The sequence below is a fragment of the Leclercia sp. M50 genome, assembly GCF_037150775.1.
Lineage (GTDB): Bacteria > Pseudomonadota > Gammaproteobacteria > Enterobacterales > Enterobacteriaceae > Enterobacter.
In genome coordinates this window covers 1-4,025 of record NZ_JBBCPK010000183.1, presented here as the reverse complement: position 1 = coordinate 4,025, position 4,025 = coordinate 1, and the positions used below count along the sequence as shown (strand labels likewise).

Sequence of the window (4,025 nt, the reverse complement as noted above, 5' to 3'; positions counted from 1 at the left end):
CCCTGGCAAAACGCTATGCGGAAGAAGGGGCTGACGAGCTGGTCTTTTATGATATCACCGCCTCCAGCGATGGACGCGTGGTGGATAAAAGCTGGGTGGCGCGCGTGGCGGAAGTGATCGATATTCCTTTCTGCGTGGCGGGTGGAATTAAATCGGCGGACGATGCGGCCAAAATTCTCTCCTTTGGCGCCGATAAGATCTCCATCAACTCCCCTGCCCTGGCCGATCCAGAACTGATTACCCGTCTGGCGGATCGCTTTGGCGTACAGTGCATTGTGGTCGGCATCGACACCTGGTTTGATGAAGCCACCGGCAAATACCACGTTAACCAGTACACCGGCGATGAGAGCCGTACCCGCGTGACTCAGTGGGAGACACTGGAGTGGGTACAGGAAGTGCAGAAGCGCGGTGCGGGGGAGATTGTCCTGAATATGATGAACCAGGACGGCGTGCGCAACGGTTATGACCTTGAGCAGCTGAAAAAGATGCGCGCCGTCTGCCATGTGCCGCTGATTGCCTCGGGTGGCGCAGGCACGATGGAGCACTTCCTGGAAGCTTTCCGTGATGCCGATGTTGACGGCGCGCTGGCGGCCTCGGTATTCCACAAGCAGATTATCAATATTGGTGAGTTAAAAACGTTCCTGGCGAATCAGGGCGTGGAGATTAGGGTATGTTAACAGAGCAACAACGTGCGCAGCTGGACTGGGAAAAAACCGACGGTTTGATGCCTGTAGTGGTGCAGCATGCGGTATCCGGTGAAGTGCTGATGCTGGGCTATATGAATCAGGACGCCCTGGCGAAGACCCTCGACAGCGGCAAAGTGACTTTCTTCTCGCGCACCAAACAGCGGTTGTGGACTAAAGGTGAAACCTCCGGCCATTTTCTCAATGTGGTCAGCATCACCCCGGACTGCGATAACGATACCCTGCTGGTGCTGGTAAACCCTATCGGACCAACCTGCCACCTGGGCACCAGCAGCTGCTTTGGCGACGCCAGCCACCAGTGGCTGTTCCTGTACCAGCTGGAGCAACTGCTGGCCGAACGCAAAACGGCCGACCCGCAAAGCTCCTATACCGCGAAGCTCTATGCCAGCGGCACCAAGCGTATCGCGCAGAAAGTGGGTGAAGAAGGCGTTGAGACAGCCCTGGCCGCCACCGTGAACGACCGGGCTGAACTAACCAATGAAGCCTCTGACCTGATGTATCACCTGCTGGTGCTGCTCCAGGATCAAGATCTGGACTTAACGACGGTGATTGAGAATCTGCGCCAGCGGCACAAATAAAAAAACCGGGGAAACCCGGTTTTTTTAGCTGTTACGCCCTGCTCTGATAATTGCGTAGGGCATTACGTCCTAACACGATGCCGGAGCCGACAATCCCGCCCAGCAGTACCGCCAGAACAAGCACCAGCGAACGTTTAGGACTGTCACGGCGGATCGGCAGGTCCGGCTTCATCACATAGCGATAGGCATGGATGGTAGTCGGATCGATCTTTAGTTTCTGAATATCGAGCAGTTTCTGTCTGTTCTGATAGTAGCTGTCGGACAACGTTAGCGGACGCGAAGATTCATGAGCGATCATAGATTGCAACGCTTCGGTACCTAACAGGAACATTGTTTCCTGAGTAACATCCTGGGTTTGCTGGATTTTTGGCGTGGTAATGTTGGCCGCTTCAGCATACTTCAGGGCTTCCGTGATCTGTCTGATTCGCAGGTCTTTTTGTTCCTGAGCAATGGTCTGCTGGTTACCCAGCACATCGTTCAAGCTGGTGACCTGCTGCTTGATGTTATCGTTAAGATCAACTTCAAGCTCTTTTTGAATTAGTTCATCAATCTGCTGAATATATTGCGCCACCTGCTTTTGCGCCGCTTCAGCCGAGTTGCCCACATATTTAATACTTAGAGGCATCTCCTGGCCTTTAACGGTAGGCTCGATAGTCAGCGTTTCCGGGACAGCACCGTTTTCCAGCGTCTGGGATAATGCGGAGAAGGAGGCGTTATAACGCGTGATTACGCTTGCCTGAATCTCAGTGAGTTTCGGCGCATTACTACCATAAAGGATATTAAGCGCGTTACTGTAACTGCCAATTTGGGCTGCATCAGGTTGGGTGATGATCGCGGTAGAGGTCCACTTCTCTTTGGCAAAGGCCAAGTACAGGCCGGCAATCACAAGGGCGATGGCGACAAACACAGCAATAAGCCATTTCCCACGCCACAGCTGCACCAAAAGATCCATCAAATCAATCTGTTCAGGGTCATTGCTTCGCATGACCGCGTTATTGTTGTTGTGCGTCATATAATCCTTAGAAGGCCAAAAAGCGCAAATAATAAAGTTTCAGATATAGTTTATCGATTGTTTTCGGATTTTCTATAGGAATCCGATGAGGCATAACGAAAATATGATGTTTGGTTACCCTGCGCATCGCGTTATCATACCGCAAATCCGGTATTTAACGCACCGGACATGATGAGTAACAGATGAGGACAGTTATGAAATTTCTGGTCACTGGCGCAGCAGGCTTTATCGGCGCTCATGTCAGCAAGCGGCTCCTGGATGCCGGACATCAGGTTGTGGGTATCGACAACCTCAATGACTATTACGATGTGAACCTGAAGCAGGCGCGTCTTGATCTGCTCACCTCCGCGAACTTTAGCTTCCATAAGCTTGAACTGGCCGATCGCGACGGTATGGCGGCCCTCTTCGCCGCTGAAAAATTTGACCGGGTGATCCATCTCGCCGCGCAGGCAGGCGTACGCTACTCCCTGGATAATCCACACGCCTACGCAGAAGCTAACCTGGTCGGCCATCTGAACGTACTGGAAGGCTGCCGTCACAATAAGGTCCAGCACCTGCTGTACGCATCATCAAGTTCGGTCTATGGCCTGAACCGCAAAATGCCTTTCTCGACCGATGATTCCGTTGACCACCCGGTATCGCTCTACGCCGCGACCAAAAAAGCCAACGAACTGATGTCCCACACCTACTCCCATCTTTACGGGCTGCCAACGACCGGTCTGCGCTTCTTTACCGTTTATGGGCCGTGGGGTCGTCCGGATATGGCGCTGTTTAAGTTCACTAAAGCCATGGTGGAAGGTAAGAGTATCGATGTTTATAACTTCGGTAAGATGAAGCGTGACTTCACCTATATCGATGATATTGCTGAAGCCATTGTTCGCCTGCAGGATGTGATCCCTCAGGCAGACAGTGAATGGACGGTTGAGTCCGGCTCTCCGGCCACCAGTTCCGCGCCGTATCGCGTTTATAACATCGGCAACAGCTCCCCCGTGGAGCTGATGGACTACATTACCGCGCTGGAGGAGGCGTTAGGCATTGAAGCTGACAAAAACATGATGCCGATTCAGCCTGGCGACGTGCTGGAGACCAGCGCGGATACCACCGCGCTGTATGAGGTCATCGGCTTTAAACCGCAGACCTCGGTGAAAGATGGCGTGAAAAACTTTGTTGACTGGTATCGCGAGTTTTACAAGGCGTAAAAAAAGCCCGGCGATAATGCCGGGCTTTTTTCTGGTGCCGATGAATCAGTCGCTACCAAACAGATCGCGGGTATAGACCTTATCCGCCACGTCAGAGAGCTCTTCGGCCATCCGGTTAGAGATGATCACATCCGCTTCTTTCTTGAAAGCATCCAGGTCACGAACCACACGTGAATGGAAGAATTCATCCTCTTTCATCACCGGTTCATAAATAATAACCTGTACGCCTTTAGCCTTAATACGCTTCATGATCCCCTGAATGGAGGAGGCACGGAAGTTATCCGAGCCGCTCTTCATGATCAGACGGTACACGCCCACCACTTTCGGGTGACGCGCCAGAATGGAGTCAGCGATGAAGTCTTTACGCGTCCGGTTAGCATCCACAATGGCAGAGATTAAATTGTTTGGTACGGATTGATAGTTAGCCAGCAGTTGCTTGGTGTCTTTCGGCAGGCAATAGCCGCCATAACCGAAGGACGGATTGTTATAATGGTTGCCGATACGCGGGTCGAGGCACAGGCCTTCGATGATC

At 52.4% G+C, this 4,025-nt stretch carries 5 protein-coding genes; 3 read left to right on the top strand and 2 right to left on the bottom strand.

Annotated elements, in window-relative coordinates:
- Positions 1 to 2 precede the first annotated feature (2 nt).
- Entirely contained in the window at positions 3 to 677 is a 675-nt protein-coding gene (gene hisF, locus WFM46_RS23070; protein ID WP_336998648.1) for an imidazole glycerol phosphate synthase subunit HisF, read from the top strand.
- Positions 671 to 1,282 carry a bifunctional phosphoribosyl-AMP cyclohydrolase/phosphoribosyl-ATP diphosphatase HisIE gene (gene hisIE, locus WFM46_RS23065; RefSeq protein WP_039030242.1) on the top strand — a complete coding sequence of 204 codons (612 nt, stop codon included), beginning with the start codon at positions 671 to 673 and terminating at the stop codon, positions 1,280 to 1,282. The genes hisF and hisIE overlap by 7 nt, the downstream gene beginning before the upstream one ends.
- Positions 1,283 to 1,313: 31 nt before the next feature.
- On the opposite strand, the gene wzzB is transcribed toward hisIE, so the two are convergent.
- On the bottom strand, positions 1,314 to 2,294 hold the full coding sequence (gene wzzB, locus WFM46_RS23060) for an LPS O-antigen chain length determinant protein WzzB (protein ID WP_336998647.1): 981 nt from the start codon (positions 2,292 to 2,294) through the stop codon (positions 1,314 to 1,316).
- 194 nt (positions 2,295 to 2,488) lie between these two features.
- Between wzzB and WFM46_RS23055 the strand changes: the two genes are divergently transcribed.
- Positions 2,489 to 3,493, top strand: coding sequence for an NAD-dependent epimerase (locus tag WFM46_RS23055; protein WP_336998646.1), 1,005 nt, complete (start codon positions 2,489 to 2,491; stop codon positions 3,491 to 3,493).
- A gap of 45 nt (positions 3,494 to 3,538) precedes the next feature.
- On the opposite strand, the gene WFM46_RS23050 is transcribed toward WFM46_RS23055, so the two are convergent.
- On the bottom strand, positions 3,539 to 4,025 hold a 487-nt coding region (locus tag WFM46_RS23050; RefSeq protein WP_336998645.1), incomplete at its 5' end, for a UDP binding domain-containing protein.